This is a genomic window from Paraburkholderia sp. GAS41 (assembly GCF_050436545.1).
GTDB lineage: Bacteria > Pseudomonadota > Gammaproteobacteria > Burkholderiales > Burkholderiaceae > Paraburkholderia.
This window is the reverse complement of record NZ_JBNDMK010000079.1, coordinates 1-1,971: the sequence shown is the minus strand read 5'-3', so window position 1 is coordinate 1,971 and position 1,971 is coordinate 1. Positions and strand designations below refer to the sequence as shown.

Annotated in this window: 1 protein-coding gene and 2 pseudogenes; 2 read left to right on the top strand and 1 reads right to left on the bottom strand. The window is 59.4% G+C overall.

Annotation, left to right across the window (positions count from 1 at the left end):
* Positions 1-458 (top strand): annotated as a pseudogene (locus P3T43_RS35615) (IS91 family transposase); the annotation flags it as partial.
* 275 nt (positions 459-733) lie between these two features.
* Here P3T43_RS35615 and P3T43_RS35610 read toward each other — a convergent pair.
* Positions 734-1,753 (bottom strand): IS110 family transposase, encoded by a 1,020-nt coding sequence (locus P3T43_RS35610; RefSeq protein ID WP_429285661.1) that lies wholly within the window; start codon positions 1,751-1,753, stop codon positions 734-736.
* Between the two features lie 123 nt (positions 1,754-1,876).
* Here P3T43_RS35610 and P3T43_RS35605 point away from each other — a divergent pair.
* A pseudogene (locus P3T43_RS35605) lies at positions 1,877-1,971 on the top strand (transposase); the annotation flags it as partial.

The window sequence follows — 1,971 nt, the reverse complement described above, 5'->3', positions numbered from 1 at the left end:
ATCATCCGCATGTGCACGGTATTGTCCCTGGCGGTGGCCTGTCAGCAAACGGCGATCGCTGGGTCGCGTGCCGGCCCGGTTTCTTTCTGCCAGTGCGTGTGCTCTCGCGTTTGTTTCGCAGGCGCTTCCTCGATGCACTCACTGATGCACATCAGCGCGGACGGCTCCAGTTCTTCGGCCAGTACGCGCAACTCGCCGACCGGGCGGTCTTCGCGCAGTGGCTCGCACCGCTGCGCGCCTCAGAATGGTTTGTGTACGCCAAGCGTCCGTTTGCGGGCCCTGACGCGGTGCTCGCCTATCTCTCACGCTACACGCATCGCGTCGCGATCTCTAACCAGCGCCTGCTCGCCTTCGACGGACGCAGCGTGAGCTTCCGCTGGAAAGACTACCGGCAGAAGGGCCGAACGCGATATAAAGCGATGACGCTTGAAGCCAGCGAATTCATGCGCCGCTTTATATGAACGCGTCCCGTTTGCAACAGTTTTCGTGTGTTCAGACAGACAGGATGGGCTGCGGCTTTATATTCGGCCTTATTACAGCCGGTATTGCTGCTGCGGGCCTCTATGAAATACGCTGACTCGCACCTCATTTCCTGCGCGAGCTCGAAGCTCGACGGCGCATTCAGGTTTAGCGAGTCCCGGTCCTACCTGGTTTGTCATCACACTCGATTGCTGCGCAACCTTTCGACGTTCACCCTGCGTTAAACGTTGATCTTCTGCTTCGCGTGAACCATTCAGGCAGGCTTCACGCTCACGTAGGCCTTCTGGTACGGTCGGTCATGGGCCAGCACGGCCCAGATCGTCCGCGCCATCTTGTTCGCCAATGCGACGACCACCACATTCTTTGGCCGCCGCTTCATCATCTGCTCGACCCACTCGCCGGGCTCCTTTGCGTGCTCTATTACGCTACGCGCACCATGGATCAGCAGTGTGCGCAAATAGGCGTCGCCTCTCTTGCTGATCCCGTGCAGGTTCACCTTTCCACCCGAGCCGGTCTGCTTCGGCACGATGCCAACCCATGCGGCAAACTCGCGCCCCGAACTGAATGCTTTCGGATCGCCCATCATTGCGACGGCTGCCGTTGCCGTCAGCAGCCCGACGCCGCAAATTTCGCTCACCGCCTTCACCGCCTTGTCTTCCTTCTTCCACTCGCGCATCCGACGCTCTATCTCGGCAACCTGTTCGTCCAGCTTCGCCAGTCCATTCCACTGCTCGCGAAACGTATCGATCAGCACGGCAGGCAGGCGCTCCGCGATCCGTTCGAGCACGACCGGTATCTCCTTGTTCAGCTTGTTCCGGCCCTTGCTCATGACCTCCCCGTATTCCGTCAGCAGTCCACGCAGGTTGTTGATCTGCATCGTGCGAAATTTGATCAGCTGCTGCCGCATACGGTGTAGCGCCAGCATCGCCTGTTGTATCTCGGTCTTCACCGCGACGGGCTTGCCGGGTTGCTGCACGGCCATCCAGATGGCCCGGGCGTCCGCCGCGTCGTTCTTGTTGCGGATGTTGAACGCCTTCACGAACTTCGCCGGCATCAGCTTTACCACGTGACCCATGTTCGTCAGTTGCCGGGCCCAGTGATGCGATCCGCCGCACGCCTCCATCCCGATCAGGCACGGAGCCCGGTTCGCGAAGTACTCGAGAAACTTTGCCCGCTTGATCGGCTTGTTCACGATTTCTCCGGTTTCCTGATCGACGTAGTGGACCTGAAAAACCGACTTTGCAAGGTCAATCCCAACTGGCATAAGCTTCACGACGGATCCTCCGGTTTGCCTGGAAACTTCGTATTTTCCACGTGGGCACATCGATGCCATTGGTCCGTGAGGATCCACCTTCCTTGCGCTCACATATTCACGGGTGGGACGCGTTCATTTCATTTCCTGCTCCATGTGCTGCCCGCCGGCTTCCATCGAATCCGCCATTACGGGTTGCTCGCCAACCCGGTGCGCCGCACCAACCTGGCGAAGATTCG